18 protein-coding genes are annotated in these 18559 nt (G+C 55.5%); 10 read left to right on the forward strand and 8 right to left on the reverse strand.

From position 1 onward, the window contains the following. Positions 1 to 64 precede the first annotated feature (64 nt). Complete coding sequence (locus tag ACS0RQ_RS13055; protein ID WP_334633299.1) at positions 65 to 859, forward strand: PhzF family phenazine biosynthesis protein; 795 nt, start codon at positions 65 to 67, stop codon at positions 857 to 859. A 50-nt stretch (positions 860 to 909) separates the two neighbouring features. On the opposite strand, the gene ACS0RQ_RS13060 is transcribed toward ACS0RQ_RS13055, so the two are convergent. The 6 genes from ACS0RQ_RS13060 to ACS0RQ_RS13085 all read right to left on the reverse strand — a co-directional run bounded on the left by ACS0RQ_RS13060 (position 910) and on the right by ACS0RQ_RS13085 (position 6755). Beyond that, entirely contained in the window at positions 910 to 1587 is a 678-nt protein-coding gene (locus ACS0RQ_RS13060; protein WP_271850543.1) for an SDR family NAD(P)-dependent oxidoreductase, read from the reverse strand. 2 nt (positions 1588 to 1589) lie between these two features. Continuing rightward, positions 1590 to 2060: a NanQ anomerase/TabA/YiaL family protein gene (locus ACS0RQ_RS13065; protein WP_271850542.1), complete on the reverse strand. Its 471-nt coding sequence runs from the start codon at positions 2058 to 2060 to the stop codon at positions 1590 to 1592. Continuing rightward, positions 2057 to 3220 (reverse strand): sialidase family protein, encoded by a 1164-nt coding sequence (locus tag ACS0RQ_RS13070; RefSeq protein ID WP_271850541.1) that lies wholly within the window; start codon positions 3218 to 3220, stop codon positions 2057 to 2059. Before ACS0RQ_RS13070 ends, ACS0RQ_RS13065 begins: the two co-directional genes overlap by 4 nt. Before the next feature lies 1 nt (position 3221). Next, positions 3222 to 4634 (reverse strand): sodium:solute symporter family protein, encoded by a 1413-nt coding sequence (locus ACS0RQ_RS13075; RefSeq protein WP_271850540.1) that lies wholly within the window; start codon positions 4632 to 4634, stop codon positions 3222 to 3224. A 75-nt stretch (positions 4635 to 4709) separates the two neighbouring features. Continuing rightward, complete coding sequence (locus tag ACS0RQ_RS13080) at positions 4710 to 5594, reverse strand: dihydrodipicolinate synthase family protein (RefSeq protein WP_039078929.1); 885 nt, start codon at positions 5592 to 5594, stop codon at positions 4710 to 4712. Between the two features lie 21 nt (positions 5595 to 5615). Further along, positions 5616 to 6755 carry an iron-containing alcohol dehydrogenase gene (locus ACS0RQ_RS13085; RefSeq protein ID WP_271850539.1) on the reverse strand — a complete coding sequence of 380 codons (1140 nt, stop codon included), beginning with the start codon at positions 6753 to 6755 and terminating at the stop codon, positions 5616 to 5618. Between the two features lie 175 nt (positions 6756 to 6930). Here ACS0RQ_RS13085 and dtnK point away from each other — a divergent pair, with 175 nt between their 5' ends. From dtnK to ACS0RQ_RS13100, 3 genes are read left to right on the forward strand one after another with little or no spacing between them, the layout of a single operon-like run. After that, the gene (gene dtnK / locus ACS0RQ_RS13090) at positions 6931 to 8166 is read left to right on the forward strand and encodes a D-threonate kinase (protein WP_271850538.1); all 1236 of its coding nucleotides are present in this window, start codon (positions 6931 to 6933) and stop codon (positions 8164 to 8166) included. After that, positions 8159 to 9145, forward strand: a complete 987-nt coding sequence (locus tag ACS0RQ_RS13095; protein WP_271850537.1) for a D-threonate 4-phosphate dehydrogenase — start codon at positions 8159 to 8161, stop codon at positions 9143 to 9145. Before dtnK ends, ACS0RQ_RS13095 begins: the two co-directional genes overlap by 8 nt. Before the next feature lies 1 nt (position 9146). Next, entirely contained in the window at positions 9147 to 9908 is a 762-nt protein-coding gene (locus ACS0RQ_RS13100; protein WP_039078932.1) for a DeoR/GlpR family DNA-binding transcription regulator, read from the forward strand. Between the two features lie 13 nt (positions 9909 to 9921). Here the strand turns inward: ACS0RQ_RS13100 and ACS0RQ_RS13105 are convergent, their stop codons facing one another. Beyond that, positions 9922 to 10866: an L-lactate dehydrogenase gene (locus ACS0RQ_RS13105; RefSeq protein WP_271850536.1), complete on the reverse strand. Its 945-nt coding sequence runs from the start codon at positions 10864 to 10866 to the stop codon at positions 9922 to 9924. A gap of 147 nt (positions 10867 to 11013) precedes the next feature. Between ACS0RQ_RS13105 and ACS0RQ_RS13110 the strand changes: the two genes are divergently transcribed. Continuing rightward, positions 11014 to 11496: a GNAT family N-acetyltransferase gene (locus tag ACS0RQ_RS13110; RefSeq protein ID WP_271850535.1), complete on the forward strand. Its 483-nt coding sequence runs from the start codon at positions 11014 to 11016 to the stop codon at positions 11494 to 11496. Here ACS0RQ_RS13110 and ptrR read toward each other — a convergent pair. Next, the gene (gene ptrR / locus ACS0RQ_RS13115) at positions 11450 to 12328 is read right to left on the reverse strand and encodes a putrescine utilization regulator PtrR (RefSeq protein WP_334633293.1); all 879 of its coding nucleotides are present in this window, start codon (positions 12326 to 12328) and stop codon (positions 11450 to 11452) included. The genes ACS0RQ_RS13110 and ptrR overlap by 47 nt on opposite strands. Positions 12329 to 12432: 104 nt before the next feature. Here ptrR and sad point away from each other — a divergent pair, with 104 nt between their 5' ends. The 5 genes from sad (at position 12433) to ACS0RQ_RS13140 (ending at position 18415) form a co-directional block, all read left to right on the forward strand. Beyond that, a complete protein-coding gene (gene sad / locus ACS0RQ_RS13120; RefSeq protein ID WP_271850534.1) occupies positions 12433 to 13821 on the forward strand; it encodes a succinate-semialdehyde dehydrogenase in 1389 nt (462 codons plus the stop codon). A gap of 102 nt (positions 13822 to 13923) precedes the next feature. Next, positions 13924 to 15513 carry a methyl-accepting chemotaxis protein gene (locus ACS0RQ_RS13125; protein WP_271850533.1) on the forward strand — a complete coding sequence of 530 codons (1590 nt, stop codon included), beginning with the start codon at positions 13924 to 13926 and terminating at the stop codon, positions 15511 to 15513. A gap of 49 nt (positions 15514 to 15562) precedes the next feature. Next, positions 15563 to 16489: a glutaminase B gene (gene glsB / locus ACS0RQ_RS13130; protein ID WP_334633291.1), complete on the forward strand. Its 927-nt coding sequence runs from the start codon at positions 15563 to 15565 to the stop codon at positions 16487 to 16489. Then, a complete protein-coding gene (locus ACS0RQ_RS13135) occupies positions 16489 to 16845 on the forward strand; it encodes a DUF4186 domain-containing protein (protein ID WP_271850531.1) in 357 nt (118 codons plus the stop codon). Before glsB ends, ACS0RQ_RS13135 begins: the two co-directional genes overlap by 1 nt. A gap of 124 nt (positions 16846 to 16969) precedes the next feature. Further along, complete coding sequence (locus tag ACS0RQ_RS13140; RefSeq protein WP_271850530.1) at positions 16970 to 18415, forward strand: GGDEF domain-containing protein; 1446 nt, start codon at positions 16970 to 16972, stop codon at positions 18413 to 18415. Positions 18416 to 18559 lie beyond the last annotated feature (144 nt).

Below are 18559 nucleotides of genomic sequence, written 5' to 3' on the forward strand. Positions count from 1 at the left end.
TGAAACAAAAAGCAATACAAGGGAAAAACGAACTAAAACAAAAAGGAAAACAAGAGGAAAGGCTATGCATACAATCGACTTCTACATGGTGGACGCGTTCAGTGACCGTACGTTTGGCGGCAACGCCGCCGCCGTTTGTCCACTAACGGAGTGGTTACCTGATGACGTGCTGTTGAAAATGGCGCAACAACATAACCAGTCGGAAACCGCCTTCTTTGTTCGTAACGACGACGGTTTCGAGCAGCGCTGGTTTACCACGCAGTATGAAATCAACCTTTGTGGTCACGCCACGCTTGCCGCAGCCCATGTGATTTTCGAATATCTGGACTACCCCGAGACGCATATTAACTTTACTACCCGCTTTGTTGGCCCGCTTACCGTAAGTCGCAAAGGTGACTGGCTGACGCTGGACTTCCCGGCCTGGCAAACAGAAAAGGTGGAAACGCCGCCTGCGCTGCTGTTTGAAACGCTCGGTATCACCCAGGCTAAAGAGGTGCGTGTGGCACGCGATTACATGGTGGTGCTGGACAATCAACAGCAGGTCGAAGCCGTTACCCCGGATATCGCCGCGATGATCCCCTTAAACAAAATGGTCTGTATTACCGCACCGGGCGACGAGCACGATTTTGTCAGTCGCTTTTTCTGTCCGGGTGAATCAGTACCTGAAGATCCGGTAACCGGCTCGACTCATAGCATGCTGATTCCGTACTGGGCGGATAAGCTCGGTAAGACTGTTTTGCAGGCCCGCCAGCTCTCAGCCCGTGGCGGTGAACTGCGCTGCGAAGCGCGTGGCGAAAGGGTATTGATTGGCGGCCAGGCCACCACTTATCTGATTGGCAAAGTCTATTTGCGTGGTTAAAAATAAGCTGTTGAGAAAGTTAAAGGGGTGACAGTGTCACCCCTTTTGGGTTACTTAAGCGATGCGCCGCCGCATATCACCAGTTCCTGACCGGTGATGGCCGCCGCGTCCGGTGACAGGACGAATCCCACCAGCGCGGCCACTTCTTCCGGTTTAATCAACCGTCCGATGGGCGGCATATTAGGTGGCGAGCTTTCGCGTCCGGGCGCGCTGAGCATCGGCGTTTGCGTCGCCCCCGGCGCCACCACGTTAGCCGTGATACCTCGCGGCGCAAGCTCTGCAGCCCAACTGCGCACCATTCCCACCAGCGCCGCCTTGGTAGCAACATACTGCGATCGTCCCGCCGCGCCGCGCGATGTCCGGCTACCGATAACCACGATCCTGCCCCCGGACGCCATCTGTGGGGCGAAGTGGTTCACCAGCGTTTCCGCTGCCAGCACATGCAATTGCCACAACCGCTGACTGACCTCAGGCGTTATTTCGCCAAGCGGCGCGGCGGTCATCATTCCGGCGGCATGAATGACCGAATGGGGCACAGGCAGGGTATTGAGCACATCACGCAGCGCCGCGCTGTCGCTGAGATCGACACAGACACTGTTAAAATGTGTGTTGTCGCGTGTGATTTTTGAACGGCTAAGCCCGGTGACATTCCACCCCTGCTCAAGCAGGCGGCTGACAATGGCCTCGCCAATCCCGGAACTTGCCCCCGTTACAATCGCATGTGGCATGTTTACCTCCCCAGCAGTGAACGCGGCACTTTGAACACCGCTTTGCGAACGGTCATGGGTTCCGCCGCCGCGCACAGTGCCTGATGCGGTTCGCCTGGTAAGAACACGGCAAAATCACCCGCTTGCAGTAGCATACTGACCGGCAGTTCTGCGGTTGTGGTGATAAACAGATCCGGTTTACGTTCCTCATCCGTTGCCAGCGGCGTATTTTGCGTACCGGCGCAGATAATTTCTTCCCCCGTCAGCAGTACCTGAATATCCGCCCACTGGTGGTGATATTCCGTATGGCGGTCTTCACGCCGTTGCGTGTTGGCCGGGCCAAGGGTACAGAACCATTCTGCGCCCGGTAACTGAAAACGTCCGTCATCGCGCGCCTGCAGTGCATCGAGCGAACACTGGGGAAGCGCGAGAATATCGCGCAACACCGCAGGTAACCCTGCCTGCGGCAGGGCGTTAAGATTGCCAAAAATCACACTGACTCCTTAACCCATTCCGGTGATACGCGCACGTATTTAATCGCCTGGCGGAAATACGTGTAAGCAATATGCAAACTGCCGTCCGCACCCTGTTTGATGCTCGGGTAGGAGAACTCACGGTTCAGTTTTTCCTGGGAGTTATTGGTCATGCAATAGCCGTCGCCTTCATCAAGATAACGCTGCCACGGCCAGCTTTTCCCGCCGTCAGGCGATATCGCCACGGTCATCGGCGCGCGCGGCGCACCCCAGAACGCGCTTCGCCCATCGGTCACTTCCGGCTCTTTACGTCCGTCGCCATCATCAATTTCATCGTACAAGGAGGCGCGACGTTCCAGCGCACCGGCGGCACTCATGTGGTTAAAGACCAGCGCCAGATTACCGTCCGCCAGTGTCGTGACCTGAATAGACGAGTTGTTGTTAGGCAGCGTTGTCGGTTCCGGTACGGACCAGCTTTCACCGCCATCAGTGGACTGGCTGTAATAGATGTTATCCGCCCAGCGGCTGCGAAAGAGCGCGACCAGCGTGCCGTTGTGTAGCGCGGTGATGTTCATATGCACGCAGCCGAGACTTTGCGGAACGTCCACATCACGCCAGGTTTTCCCCTGGTCGGCGGAGATTTTCACCGCGCTGACATCATCATTCCCCACCCATTTTTCGCCCGGTTTTGTCCGGCAATAGAAGACCGGCAGCAGCCAGTTGCCATTTTCCAGCACGGTGATCGGCTGGCGAATAAAGGTGCCAGGCTTATCAAGCAGCGTGGCAATCTCACCCCAACTGACACCTAGGTCGGTCGACTGGCGATAGCGGACGATTGCCGTGTCCTGGTTGCCGGAGATCTGCGCGGTCCACATCAGCCACAGTACGTTATCCGGTGCCAGAAAGAGCACCGGGTTCTGCTCAGAGCGGGTGGCATCGTCAGACAGCTTCACCGCGTCACTCCAGCGCTCACTGCCCGGTGCGAGGCGTGAGCCCCACACGGAAATATCCGCTACCCCTTCCTGGGTGCCACCAAACCAGACACACATCAGTGTGCCATCAGGTAGCGGCAGAATGTTGGCCGCGTGGTTTTGCGGGCAGGGTGAGGGCAGCATTGCACTCAGTACCTGTGCGTCTTCCTGTTGACGAATCACACCATCACGATTAACGGTAACGGACATATCAAACTCCACTATTTTGAACGGGTGTTGGCGCTTTTGGGTGTTCTTTACTCGGGATCAGACGGTCAAGAACCATAATCACCGCAGGGGTAATCAGCGCGATATACATATTGTTAATACCAAACGGGTCGCCCAGCACATACCAGACAGACGTGACGACACAGGCGCCAATCAGGCCAGCATTCGCACCACGGGTGCTTTTAAAGAAGGGCGCATAGAAGGCAATCACAGCGACCACGGTGATGGACAACCGAATAGCACGGGTAAAGAACGACAGTTTCAGCACTTCCGGGACCAGCAGCACGAAAATCAGCGGCAGGAAGCCAATAAACAGAGAGAGCCAGCGCGTCGCTTTAAATTCCTGTTCCGGCGTTGGATTGCGGTAAGGCACGTAGAAATCTTTGACGACCAGCGAGGCGATAGCCAGCGCCACGGTACTCACACTCACGAAAATGGAGGCAACAAGTGACGTTGTCACGAGTCCGGCAATCCACGGATTCATATCCTGCAGGAAGATAGGCATGGCGTACAGGCTGCTGATTTCCGGGTGCAGGTATTTTGCCGCCACACCGATCACCGCAATCGCCAGGGAAATAGGCAGGCAGAACCAGAAGGCAATCCAGGTCGAACGTCTGGCGGATTTCACGTCTTTGGTAGAACAGATGGCCTGAATCACGAACTGAGTACAGAAAATAGAGCCAATGGTGCCAATCAACCACGCGAAAATCGTGCTTGGGCCAAAGTTACCGTCCCAGGTCCAGTAGAAGTGCGGCATCTCTCTGATCATAGGTGTGAAACCACCGGTTTTGTACAGCGCGAAGCCCATGATCACCAGGATACCAAAATATTTCAGTGCGCTGTGCAGCAGGGTAACCCAGGCGACCCCTTTCATCCCGCCATAAGCGAAGTAGAACGTACTGACAATCGCGGTAATAAAGGCTGCTACCGGCAGACTCACTTTCAACACGGTTGCGATAGCCGCCGCGCCGCTGACGTAGTTACCGACGTTTACCAGCAACAACGCGTAGATCATGATGATAGAAATGATGTTCTTAGTGCTGTTGCCGTATTTCTCCGCAATCGCGCCGGAGATGGTGATTTTGCCGGTGTTATAAATACGTTTTACCAGCAGCAGGCCAAACAACGGGAAACCGATAGCCGCGCCCAGAACGGACCAGGAGGCGGCAATCCCACCTTCAAACGCGGCCTGTGCGGTACCGATAGTGGATTTTGCGCCGATGTACTCAGACATCAATAAGATGCCTACCAGAAAGGCCGGCATTGCGCGCGAGCCTTCCATAAAATCGCCGGAGTTTTTACTGCGTAAACGGAAGGTAAGCCAGGTGGTAAAGACGATATAGGCAATGACTATACCGACAATGATCAGGGTATCTTGTGAAGTAAACGTGTTCATCTTTGCCTCTCTTTGGGGCGAGTGAAGCCAGGGCACCTGAGGTGCCCAATATTCTAATGACGAATGAAAAACGCCTTAACGCACGTACTGCGTCACTATCTGGCGAATTTGCAGTTGTTGTTCTTCGGTGAATGAAACGGCATAACGACTTTCGCCGACGTTATAGCCCATCAGTTGTACTGCTTTTTTAACCGCCGCCGGAGAGAACCCTACGCTATAGAGATCGGTACGCAGGCCGGTGACATTTTCTTGCGCCTGACGAGAACCTTCCACGTCGCCAGCCCTGAAATGCGACCAGATCGCATTAATTTCATTCGGGGCGACGTTCGCAAGGCCAGATATACAGGCTGAACACCCTTCCACGAATCCCCGGTGAATCAGGGAGTCCGGTCCGTTAAGGACATCGAAATTATCGATATCTTTTACGGCGTTCAGAAATCCGCTCAGGCTTTCATAGCTGCCTGCGCTGTCTTTAATGCCAATAATGTTTGGATGTTCCGCCAACACGCGAACGGTTTGCGGTTCAAGAGTATTCCCGGTGCGGGCAGGGATGTTATAGAGAAATACCGGGACGCTAAGGGCATCAGCGACAGCGGTATAATGGTTAATTAATTCGTTTTGTTTTAAGGGCACAAAATAGGGGGTGATCACGGATACCGCGTCGACGCCCAGCTTTTCAATCTGTTTACCCAGACGAATCGTTTCGCGGGTAGCGATCTCGCCAATATGAGCCACCACATTGGCGCGACCGGCCACTTCCTCAACACAGGCTGCGGTGACGGTGATTTTTTCCTGCTCATTCAGCACAAAAAACTCACCGTTTGTGCCGCCGCAGAAAATACCGTTTCCGGCAGCCAGTTGGCGGTTGACCTGTTCTTTTAGTGACTGAACGTTCAATCCGCCTTCTTCATCAAAAGGCGTGACGATCGCCGTCAGCACGCCTTCAATTTTCTTACTCATTGCACATCTCTCCATGAAAAATCAGTGAAACAATGTCTGGTAAATCGCTTGCACGGCGGCGTGATCAACAGTGCAGGGGGCATTATTCATCAAGCGCTTAACGTTCAGGGCGGCATCGGCCAGCGACGGAATATCCGCGCGCGGCACCCCCAGCGCCTCCAGGTTGTCCGGCAGGTTGAGGCGTTTTACCAGCGCGGCAAAGTAATCCACCAGCGCGTGGGATTTATCCTCATCGCTGAGCGTGGTATCCGCGCCCGGAACCAGATCCCACACCTGCGCAAATTTTTCGACGGCATACGGGCGCACCACTTTCATGCAGGGGGCCAGCAGAATGGCATTGGCGACACCGTGCGGCAGGTGATATGTGCCACCCAGCGGGTAGGAGAGCGCATGCACCAGGTGGGTACCCGCATGCGTGATCGCCGCCCCACCGTAATAAGAGGCCCATAACATTTCGAGGCGCGCGGCCAGGTTGTGTGGCTCACTGACGGCGGTTTCGATGTTGTGCAGAAGCTTACGCAGACCGGTCAGGGCGACGTTGTCGCTTACCGGGTTGGCGATCGTGGCGGTAAAGCACTCGATCAGGTGGCACAGCGCATCAATACCGGTAGAAGAGGCGATATGCGCAGGCATGCTGGTGGTCAGTTCCGGCAGCAGGGCGACATAATCCGGCAGCAGCACCGGAGAGATGATCCCCACTTTGGTGTTCTGTTCCGGGATCGCCAGAATCGCATTCGGTGTGGCTTCGGAGCCAGTCCCGGCGGTGGCCGGAATCAGTAAAGACGGTACGCGTGCGGTCGGCTTTTCCCCGGCCAGCAGAGCGTCAAGGCCCGGAGAGCGCGGGTGAAAAAGTACCGATAACAGTTTGCTGACGTCGAGAACGCTGCCGCCGCCGATACCGACGACCAGATCAAATGCCGCGTCTGGCGCATCGGCGAGAATACGGGCGACATCATGCTGGCTGGGTTCCGGCGGTACGTTGTCAATAATCTGTACCAGTCGGCCTTCTGCCTGGAGTAGCGTCAGAATTTGCTGCGTTGCGGCAAGTTTGATGACGTTGCCATCGCTGACCAGTAAGAGTTTCTTTTTACCCGTAAGCAAAGGCGCGATAGCGGGAATGGCCCCTGCGCCGCTTATCAGGGTGCTGTTTATTGTTACCACAACGTTCTCCTGTCTGTCTTTGTGGTGATTGAACTCAATCATCTTTTTTCAATCACGGTCACTGTATGGCATAAATTTATAATTTATTCGCAAATTAAATAAGTTGATCTTGCTCACATATAATCAATTATGATTGAATATAATCATAGCCAGAACGTAACGACGCGGAGTAGGGATGAACAAACAAAGCGCGGTCCAGCAAGTGGTGATTCTGGCCGATGACTTCACAGGCGCAAACGATGCGGGCGTAAGCCTGGCGCAGACAGGAATGCGTGTAGAAGTGGCACTGGAAGCGACATATCAAAGCGATGCGCAGGCGCTCATTTATAACAGCGACAGCCGGGCGATGACGGCGACGGCGGCGTACGAGAAGGTCGCAGCATTGACCGAAAGCGTACTGCGTCTCTCTTCACCCGCGTGGTTGGTGAAAAAGATAGATTCCACGCTGCGCGGTAATCCGGGGGCGGAAGTGATGGCCATGCTACGGGTTACGGGGGCGAAGGCAGTGATTCTCGCCCCGGCATTTCCGGCGGCAGGGCGCATTACCCGCGAGGGGAAATGCCTGGTCAATGGCGTGCTGCTTACCGACACCGAGTTTGCCAGCGATCCGAAAACGCCGATTACCCGTGCGGACGTGGGGGCGCTGTTTAGCGGGCATAGCCAGAACATCACGCCCTCGCAGTTGCCTGCCGCGCTCTTGAGTGGCAGTGCGGAAGCGCCAGCGCTGCTGGTGGTGGATGCGCAAACGGACGCCGATCTGGATGACATCATCACCCATGCCATGCAGGCGAGTGAACGGCCGCTGCTGGTGGGTTCCGCCGGGTTATGTGATGCCCTGTCACGTCGTCTGGCGCCGCAAAAACAGCCGGTGGTACTGGCGGTTGTCGGCTCAATGAGTGAAATCGCTCAAAAACAGGTGAGCGTAGCCGCGCAACATCCACGCTGCGAACACATCTTTGTTGATATCAATGACGTCTTTCAGTCGTCAGCCACCGATTATCGCGCCGCGATTGTCGCCGCGCTTAACGGTGGACGCCATTGCCTGATCCATACCTGCCCGGATGAACAGGCGCGCCATCAGGTGGCGGCGCTGTGCGAGCGCTGGGGAGTGAGTCGCGCTGAGTGCGGCGAGCGGATTTGTGATTATTTAGGCGCACTTACCCGCGATGTGCTGCAACACAGTACGCCTGACGGTCTCTATCTCTCGGGCGGTGATGTGGCGATAGCGGTCGCCAGGGCGCTCGGGGCAAAAGGGTTTCAGATTCGTGGGCGCGCCGCAGGTTGCGTGCCCTGGGGATATTTTTCAGGTTGCGAATGGCAACGACCAGTGATGACCAAAGCGGGCGGTTTCGGCGACGAAACCACGTTGCGCAAGGTTTTGCATTTTATTGAGGAGAAGTCGAGTGACTAACATTATTGCCGTAACGATGGGCGATCCTGCGGGGATTGGCCCGGAGATTATTATTAAATCGCTGGTCGAAGGGGAACTGTCCGGCGCGCCGGTTGTGGTTGTGGGCTGTGCCCAAACATTTAACCGTATCCTGGCGCTGAACATCACGCCGCATGCGGAACTGCGCATTATTAACCTGGTCAGCGACGCCCATTTTGCCCCTGGCGTGATTAACGTGCTGGATGAACCGCTGGCGGATCCGCAGGCGCTGGAACCCGGTAAAGTACAAGCCCAGGCAGGCGATCTGGCCTACCGCTGCGTACGTCGTGCGACCGAGCTGGCGATGGCCGGTGATGTGAAAGCCATTGCCACCGCACCGCTGAATAAAGAAGCACTGCACTTAGGCGGCCACCACTATCCGGGGCATACTGAGCTGTTGGCGAAACTGACCAACATTAATGATTACGCGATGGTGCTCTATACCGATAAACTCAAAGTGATTCATGTCACTACGCATATCGCGCTGCGTAAATTCCTTGATACCCTGAATCAGGATCGTATCAAGACGGTGATTCGAGTGGCGGACAGGTTCCTCAAGCGCGTTGGCTTTGCAAATCCGCGTATCGCGGTGGCCGGGGTGAACCCGCATGCCGGAGAAAATGGCCTGTTTGGCGATGAAGAGATCACCACCGTAGGTCCGGCGGTTGAGGCCATGAAAGCCGAAGGCATCAATGTTTACGGCCCGTGCCCGCCAGATACGGTCTTTATGCAGTGCAACGAAGGGATGTACGACATGGTGGTGGCGATGTACCACGATCAGGGACATATTCCGTTAAAATTGCTGGGCTTTTACGATGGGGTTAATATCACTGCTGGTTTGCCGTTTATCCGTACCTCTGCGGATCATGGCACCGCCTTTGATATCGCCTGGACCGGAAAAGCGAAACCGGAGAGCATGGCGGTTTCCATCCAGTTAGCTATGCAAATCACACGAGAATAATATGAAGGGATATAACCGGTTAGAACAGATTATGGATTATCTGAAAGGCCATAATCTGGTAACGGTAGACCAACTGGTGACCATCACCAATGCGTCTCCTGCCACCATTCGCCGCGATTTGATCAAACTCGATCAGGAAGGGGTGATAAGCCGTTCACACGGCGGCGTTACCCTTAACCGGTTTATCCCCTCGCAGCCGACGACGCATGAGAAAATGCAGCGTAACCTGTCGGAAAAACATGCCATCGCCTGTGCGGCCGCGTCGCTGGTAAAAGCCGGTGACGCGATTGTCCTTGATGCCGGTACCACCATGATTGAACTTGCCCGTCAGTTGACGCATCTGCCGCTGCGGGTGATCACCAGCGATTTGCACATTGCGCTGTTCCTCTCCGAGTTTAAGCAAATCGAAGTGACAATTATTGGTGGGCGTATTGATGACACCAGCCAGTCCTGCATCGGCGATCATGGTCGTAAACTGTTGCAGGGGATTTGGCCGGATCTGGCATTCGTAAGCTGCAACGGCTGGGATCTGGAAAAAGGCATCACCTCGCCAACCGAAGAGAAGGCGGCGCTGAAACGGGCATTGATTGATAATGCGCAGCGCCGGGTGTTGTTGGCCGACAGCAGTAAATACGGGGCGTGGTCGCTGTTTAACGTCGCCCGTCTTGATTCACTGACGGATATTGTCACCGACAGTCACCTGGGTGACGATATCCGCCAGAAACTTGCTGTATTACCTGCCCGGTTAACCATCGCGGAATAACCGGGCCACGTTATCAGGGCAGGCGCGCGATATTGGCTTTTATTACCGATACGGAGTGGTTGAATTTCGCCACTTCGTCTTCTTCAAGCTGCAACTCAATAATCTGCTGTACGCCGCTCTGGGTCAGGACCGCGGGGACACCGATAGCAACGTCGCTTACGCCATACTCACCGTCAAGTACGCAGGAGATCGCCAGCGCGCGGTGGCTTCCGGTAAAGATATTGCGGCAAATTTCCGCAATGGTCCCGGCAATACCGTACTCGGTGCAGCCTTTACGGGCGTAAATTTCAAAACCGTGCTTGCGCACGCTCTCCGCCAGTCCGTCAAAATCGATCGTCTGCCCGGTACGGCGCTTCCAGACATCGGCAATCGGCGAACCGTAGACCGACGAGTGCGACCACACCGGAAACTGGGTGTCGCCATGCTCGCCAAGGATAAAAGCATCAATACTCTGCGCGCCGATATCCAGCGTCTGCGCCAGCGCGCGCCGCAACCGGGTGGTATCCAGCCACACGCCGGTACCAATGACCTGGCTGCGCGGCAGGCCAGAGAGTTTCCACACCTGCCAGGTGATGATGTCGCAGGGGTTGGTGGCAATCAGAAAGATGCCGTTAAAGCCGTTTTCCATCATCTGCGGCACGATATTTTTAACAATACGCGCGGTGTTTTGTAGCTCGTCCAGGCGGGTCTGCCCCGGTTTAAGCGGGCCGCCGGAGACAGTGATGACCGCAATGTCCACATCGGCACAGTCGGCGGCATCGCGGCAGGTGATATGCATCATGCCCGGCATATACGCGGCGGCATCCGCCAGATCCTGCACATGGCCTTCAACGCGATCGCGGTTCAAATCAACAAGGATCAACTCTTCGGCAATGTTCTGATTCAGCAGGGCGTAAGCCGCCGATGCGCCAACATTGCCAGTACCGATGATCATCACTTTGCGGGCTCTGGTATTCATTTTTCTTCCGTTATCACGATTACGCGTGAGCGTAAATTACCGCCGCAGGCGCGATTTATGCAATCCGGAGAGGGATATATAAGTTAATTGTATGGCGAAGTGAGCAGGGTTTGCGCGTAATTTAACAGAACCATAACAGGAGAGCCCATGTATACCTTTATCCCCGCCTCGGCGAGCCAGCCGGGCATTCGTACTCTGATTGCCGCCCTGGATGCTTATCAAACCCAGCTCTATCCGGCGGAGAGTAATCACCTGCTGGATCTGGCAACCCTGCCACCTGAGAGCGTAATCATGCAAGCCATCGTACATACGTCCGGAGAGATGATCGGCTGCGGTGCCATTGTGCTTAACGACGATGGTACCGGTGAGATGAAGCGGGTCTATATAGATGAGCGCCACCGCGGTCAGCAACTGGGGGATAAGCTGCTGAATGCCCTGGAGGCGGCGGCCGTTGCGCGTGAGTGCCATACGCTGCGCCTGGAGACGGGCATTAAACAGCAGTCGGCAGTCCGTCTTTATACACGCTGCGGATACCAGCAGCGGGAGGCTTTTGCCCCTTATGAAGAAGATCCGCTGAGTATTTTTATGGAAAAACGGCTGACTGCGGATCGGCTTTCAGCACTTCAATAAAGGCATCCAGGTGGCGGGTTTTCGCACCGCGCCGCCACACCAGCCAGGTGTTCAGCCAGCGCCAGTTTTCCGCCAGCGGCCAGGCACCGACCTGGTGGTGACCGGGCATACTTTCCAGCATGCTGCGCGGAATAAGCGCCAGTCCGGCACCGGCAATCACGCAGGCCAGCATGCCGTGATAGGACTCCATTTCATGGATTTTACCGGGGGCAGCCTGATCGGCGTGAAACCAGCTCTCAAAATGGCGACGATAGGAACAGTTGGCGCGAAACGCATAAATACTGGAACCATTCACCTGGGCGGCCCGGGTGATCGGTTCGTGGCCGTGCGGGGCGACAATCATCATCTCTTCACGGTAAACCGGAATGCCTTCCAGACCGGGATGCATCACCGGCCCATCGACAAAGGCGGCGCTCAGCGTGCCGTCGAGAATACCATCAATCATTGTGCCGGAAGGCCCGGTTGCCAGATCGAACTGAATGCGCGGATAGCGCTGATTATATTTCGCCAGTGTGGCCGGGATACGCACTGCTGCGGTGCTCTCCAGCGAGCCGAGCGAAAACAAGCCCTGCGGCTCGTCACCGGCCACGACCATCCGCGCTTCATCAACCAGCGCGAGGATCTGCTGGCTGTAGCGCAAAAAGCTGTGCCCGGCGGGGGAAAGACGCAGCCGCTGGTTTTCACGAATAAAGAGATCCACACCCAGGTCGGCTTCCAGTTGGCGAATGCGGGTGGTCAGGTTCGACGGCACACGATGCACTTTTTGCGCGGCCTGGGTAATGCTGCCGGTCTGCGCCACGGCGTTAAACATCTCAAGCTGCGTTAAATCCATAACGTTCTCCATTCGTGAATAGTGAAGTTAATATTATTCAGTTTTCAGGAATAGCAAATTCAGCGACGATAGCGCAATACCTGAACAGCGAAAGCGAGCGAATTATGTCAATTTCATCTGCCACCCATGCCATTTCTGTGAATCCGGCGACCGGAGAAACCCTGTCGGCTACCCCCTGGGCCAGCCGTGAAGACGTCGACGCTGCCCTGGAACTTGCCGCCAGAGGCTATCGCCAGTGGCGGCAAAAAAGTGTCAAAGAGCGTGCGCAGGTTTTGCGTGCGGTCGGTGAGGTATTGCGCCGTCACGGCGAAGCGATGGCGCAGTTGATTTCACAAGAGATGGGCAAACCGATAACCCAGGCGCGCGGCGAAGTCGCTAAATCCGCCAACCTGTGCGACTGGTACGCCGAACATGGCCCGGCGATGCTGGGTTCAGAAGCCACCCAGGTTGAACACAACCGGGCGACCATTGAATACCGTCCGATGGGGCCGATTCTGGCGGTGATGCCGTGGAACTTTCCGCTGTGGCAGGTGCTGCGCGGTGCGGTGCCGATTCTGCTGGCGGGCAACAGTTATCTGCTTAAGCATGCGCCGAATGTGCTGGGTTGTGCGGCGCTGACAGGTAAAATCTTTGCCGAAGCCGGGGTGCCGCAGGGCGTCTTTGGCTGGGTGAATGCCACTAACGACGGCGTGAGCCAGGCGATTAACGATCCGCGCATTGCGGCGGTAACCGTTACCGGTAGCGTGCGTGCCGGGGCGGCGATTGGCGCTCAGGCCGGTGCCGCGCTGAAAAAATGTGTGCTCGAACTGGGTGGTTCCGACCCGTTTATCGTCCTTGGTGATGCGGATCTCGATCTGGCCGTGAAAGCAGCAGTGGCCGGACGTTATCAGAACACCGGGCAGGTTTGCGCGGCGGCTAAACGTTTTATTGTTGAAGCCAGCATTGCCGATGCCTTCACGGAGAAATTTATCGCGGCGGCGGCGGCCTTACCCCAGGGCGAACCGCTGAATGAGACAACCTACCTTGGCCCGATGGCGCGTTATGACCTGCGTGATGAACTGCACGCTCAGGTACTGGCGACGGTCAGCGAAGGGGCAACCCTGGCCCTCGGCGGTGAAAAACCATCCGGGGCAGGGAACTACTACCCGGCAACCGTGCTGACCCATGTGACGCCAGAGATGACCGCTTTCCGTCAGGAGATGTTCGGCCCGGTGGCAGCCATCACCATAGCGCGCGATGCGGAACATGCGCTGGAACTGGCCAATGACAGTGATTTCGGTCTGTCAGCGACGGTCTTTACCGCCGATATGGCGCTGGCAGAGGATTTTGCCGCCCGCCTGGAGTGTGGTGGTGTCTTTATTAACGGTTACAGCGCCAGCGATGCCCGCGTGGCGTTTGGTGGTGTGAAGAAAAGCGGATTTGGTCGTGAGTTGTCGCATTTCGGTCTGCACGAGTTTTGTAACGTGCAAACCGTATGGAAAGATCGCCTGTGATCTTATGCGCGCCCTTGCGGGGGCGCGCCGTCTGCGGATGTCATGGTTTCGTCATACTTCTTTCGTAAACTCGCGGGCATCGTGAGGTTATAGAAGAATATCATGAACTTAAAGCAAATTTTCCGCCGAATTTTTCGGCAATTGACACCACGGCAGTTTGGCTTACTGGCAGGTATCTTCTGGATAATAGGGCTTTTTTCCGCACTCCAGATTGCCTCCTCCTTCGTTCTCACCCTGTCGTTGCGCGATGCGCAGCATAACGAACAACTCAATCAACAAACCCACCTGCAACAGGTAAAAGTCGATGAAGCCCGCGTGGCGTTACTGGCGGCAAGCGATCTGCTTAACCGCGCAGGCGTCTATTTTATGCAGGATAAAGAGACCGGTTCTGACGGTAGCTGGCATAGCCTGATGGATGAGGCGCAGGCTGCGCTTGCGACGTCGCAGAAATCCTGGCAGGGCTGGCTTGCGATGAATCCACCGAAAGATGACGGGCTGATCAACAGTTACCAGCTTTTCTACGGGGCGATAAAAGAACAGGCCGACGGGCTGGTGAAAACCAATTCTATCGATGCGTTCTTTGCCGTTCCGGCCCAGGCGTTTCAGGCCGATTTTAACGACAACTACGCGCGCTTCCAGCAGGCCAGTGAAAAGCGGGCCGATGAAGGTCGCCTGACCTTAATGGGCGGGCTAGCGCGCCTGCAACAGGTGTTTGTGCTGGTGCCCGTGCTGTTGGTGGTTATCGCCATTGCAGTCTGGTTTGGCATGTCGCGCTGGGTAATTTCACCGCTGCGTCGGCTTATTGCCCATATCAATACCCTGGCCGCCGGTGACCTTTCCACGCCATTGCCGGAGGTCAAACGCTTCAACCGTGAAATTGATCAGATTGTCCTGAGCGTCGACACCATGCAACACGGGTTACAGCAACTGGTCAGCCAGGTGAGTCACGCCACCCGTTCGATGGTGAATAACATTGATAGCCTGGCGCAGGGCAACCAGAAGCTGTATCAGCAATCGACCCGCCAGGCACAAGAGCTTGAGGACGTGACGGCACATATCGCGACCCTTGAATCCCATGTTGAAGGCAATAGCGGCTATGCCCAGCTTGCCAGTGAACGTGCTGATGAAGCGCGCAAAGTCGCGGCGGGGGGCGATAGCATGATGGAGACGGTAAACCAGTCGATGCAGGCGATTGTGGGCCGGGCGTCTGAAATGCGCGGTATCGTCGAATTGATTGAAGGGGTGGCGTTCCAGACCAATATTCTGGCGCTCAATGCTGCCATTGAGGCGGCGCACGCGGGTAACCACGGGCGCGGCTTTGCGGTGGTGGCCAAAGAGGTGGGGCTGCTGGCGCGTAAAAGCAGCCATTCGACGCAAACCATCCAGCAACTGATCAACCACTCTTTGCAGGGCATTAACGACGGTACCCACGCGGTCAGTAAACTGGAAAATAACCTGCAACAGGTCACCGGCCTGGTCGGGCATCTTAGCGGATTACTGAACGATATCTCCACGGCGACCCTAAGCCAGGGGGAGAGCATTCATCATATGACCCGTCGTTTGCATTCGCTCAATAAGGTGGCGCGCCGCACCGGGGAGCTGGTCACGGATGCCACCGAAGCGTCCGTGCAACTGCATAATGATTCTCACGCGCTTATGCAGGCCGTTTCCCGCTTTCGTCTCCCGGCCTGATTTTTGCTATACTCGCAGCCCATTTTACGGCTGCGAGTAAGGATCGGGTGTGGCGACAGTCATGGATAACAGCGTACTTGAAGCATTGCTTGAGCAGGTACGCCCGCTGAAAGGTCTGGGGAAAGTGGCAGACTATATTCCCGCGCTGGCGACCGTCAGCGGGGACAAATTGGGCATCGCCATTTGTACCGTCGACGGTGAACATTTCCAGGCGGGTGATGCCGACGAGCGCTTTTCCATTCAGTCACTTTCGAAAGTCCTCAGCCTAGTGGTGGCGATGAACCATTACGAGGAGGACGAAATCTGGACGCGTGTCGGTAAAGACCCGTCCGGTCAGCCGTTTAATTCTCTATTGCAACTTGAAATAGAGCAGGGCAAACCGCGTAATCCGTTTATCAATGCGGGTGCGCTGGTGGTCTGCGATATGTTGCAAAGCCGCCTGAGCGCCCCGCGCCAGCGGATGCTGGAAATCGTGCGCAAACTGTCCGCCACGCCTGATATCGCGTTCGACAGCGTGGTGGCCCGCTCCGAGTTCGAACACTCCGCCCGTAACGCGGCGATTGCCTGGCTGATGAAATCCTTTGGTAACTTCAATAATGATGTTGCCACGGTACTGCAAAACTACTTTCACTACTGCGCGCTGAAAATGAGCTGTGTCGAACTGGCGCGGACTTTTCTCTTTTTGGCCGATAAAGGCACGGCGCCGCACCTTGCGCAACCGGTATTAACGCCGCAACAAACACGCCAGGTCAACGCGCTGATGGCAACCAGCGGCATGTATCAAAATGCCGGTGAGTTCGCCTGGCGTGTCGGGTTACCGGCAAAATCGGGCGTGGGCGGCGGCATTGTCGCAATTGTGCCGCAAGAGATGGCCATTGCGGTCTGGAGCCCGGAACTGGACGAGGCGGGTAATTCACTGGCGGGGATTGCCCTACTGGAGGCGCTGACCCAACAACTGGGGCGTTCGGTGTACTGATGTCTGACTACGACGCTTTGTTTGCACGGCTTGCCCGCTCCACTTTTCGTTCCCGCTTTCGATTAGGGACAAAAGAGCGACAGTACTGTGTGGATAAAGGCGCAGAGGTTATCGCGGCACATGCGGCCGATTTTGTTGCCCGGCGTCTGGCCCCCGCGCTACCGCAGAATGATGGCAAACAGACGCCGATGCGTGGGCATCCGGTCTTTATTGCCCAGCATGCCACGGCTACCTGCTGTCGGGGGTGTCTGGCAAAATGGCACAGTATTCCAGCCGGTGTTGAACTCACGGATGTGCAGCAGCGTTATATCGTTGGGGTGATTTATCACTGGCTGGTCCTGCAAATGAATTCATAACACTAATGAATTAAATGGCAAACACATGTTAAAGGCCTGTTATATCGACATTACATGTTAAGCTATACGCCGTCTTTACCGCGTCGAAATGACCTGCTACATCCTTACCTGGGATTGATATGTAATGCGCGCTCTTTTTTCGCCCACATTTCGCCTGCTGCGAAATGATCAGCCGTTCATCAATGCGACGGTGATTTTTCTGATCACCACGCTCTTTTATTTTGTTGGAGCGATGCTGCGTCTGGTCGAGGCGCTTTCGCTCTTCTGGCCGCTAAATGCAGTGATGGCAGGGATCTTTGCCCGTTACGCTTTTTTACAGCGCTGGCCTTACTATCTGATGAGCTTTGTGGCGATGCTCCTCTACGACGGCGTAACCACCTCGTGGGGCTGGTCGTCGGTGGTGATTAACTTTTCTAACATGGTTTTTATCATAACCATGGCGCAACTGGTGCAACGCGAGCAGCGGCTGATGCGTCATGCGCCGCAACCCATAAACGCGCTTAATCTTTTTGGCTACTGTCTGGTGTCGGCAATGCTCTGCGCGCTTTTCGGTGCCTTCGGCTCGATGGGGGTGGTCATCAATCAGGATTTCCTGATGCTCTTTGGTGACTGGTTCAGCGAGCAGTTCTCGACGGGTGTACTGATCCTGCCTTGCATCCTGACCGCCGTCTGGCCGGATACGCGGCTGGCTTTAACTAGCAAAACGCTGTTGCCAGTACTGGCGTTGATTATCTCCGTGCTGGCCTCGGTGTGGGTAGGGGGAGCGGGCAGTCTGGCATTCCCGCTGCCAGCGCTTATCTGGTGCGCCGTCACTTTCTCCTTGCCACTGACCTGCCTGCTGACATTGATAACCGGCGGGCTGGAAATCATCCTGGTAGCCAACGGGTTGATCAATATTTTTGTCGCCTCGCCGTTGCAGATGTCGCGCATGTTTTCTGCCCGACTGGGGATCGCCACAATGGCAATTTGCCCGGTCATCGTCTCTGTCAGTGTGGAAACCATCAACCGTCTGATGCGCCATGTATCTTTGCGCGCGGACTACGATTTTCTGACCCGTGTTTACTCCCGTTCTGGCATGTATGAAGTGCTCAACCATGACAGTAATGGCTTTGCCAACAAACATCTGACGGTCATGCTGCTGGATATCGATTACTTCAAAAGCGTTAACGATAACTACGGGCACGAGTGCGGCGACCGGATGCTCACCGCGTTTGCGCAGAAGGTTCGTCAGGAATTGGGGGAGCAGGGGGTTATTGCCCGGATGGGAGGCGAAGAGTTCGCGGTGATAGCTGCCACGGACGTTCCACAGCAGGGTTTTATGTTGGCTGAACGGCTTCGTAAGTCGGTTGAGGAGCATCTTTTTCACTGGCATAACCAGACACTGCGCCTGACGGTCAGTATTGGTGTCAGCAACGGAAAGGTACTTTCCGGCTCGTTGACGGAGGCTTTTAATAAATTACTCGCAGAGGCGGATGAGTATCTTTATCGCTCCAAAAATGCAGGGCGAAATTGCGCCAGTATGCGCGAGACGCCAATCGACGACACATTAAAATCCTCAGTCGGTTTTTGACAGCGGTCTGCCTGTCTCGAAAGCGCGCATTAGTATTGTTAGAAGGTAAAACGATAGCGATAAGTTATTAAATTACTTGCTACAAATTTTCTTCGTCAATACTATAACCGAGTATATGTATCGGAAATAACTTGCGCCATGAAT

The sequence above is a fragment of the Phytobacter diazotrophicus genome (assembly GCF_052061655.1).
Lineage (GTDB): Bacteria > Pseudomonadota > Gammaproteobacteria > Enterobacterales > Enterobacteriaceae > Phytobacter > Phytobacter diazotrophicus.